This is a genomic window from Mammaliicoccus sp. J-M41 (assembly GCF_022385935.1).
GTDB lineage: Bacteria > Bacillota > Bacilli > Staphylococcales > Staphylococcaceae > Mammaliicoccus > Mammaliicoccus sciuri_A.
In genome coordinates, this window is sequence record NZ_JAJNIR010000102.1 from 1 (window position 1) to 262 (window position 262).

General features: G+C 29.0%; 1 pseudogene. It reads left to right on the forward strand.

The features are described from left to right. Positions 1-262 (forward strand): annotated as a pseudogene (locus LQ686_RS14075) (IS3 family transposase); the annotation flags it as partial.

Consider the following 262-nt stretch of genomic DNA (forward strand, 5'->3'; position numbering starts at 1 on the left):
TATAGAAATGGGGAAACACATAGATTCAATCAACAAGTAGGTAAACAATATTCCTACGGAAAAGGAAATGAAGAATTGAGTACTGTTGAGATGCTAAAAATTGAATTAAAGCGCAAAGAAGTAGAAAATGAAATTTTAAAAAAGTACAAGGAATTGGAAAGGAAGTGGTCTCAGAGGTAGTTGTTGAATTAGTAAATGAATTGAAATCTAAATATACAGTGAAAGTCATTTTAGAAGCTTTAGATATTCCAAAATCAAATTA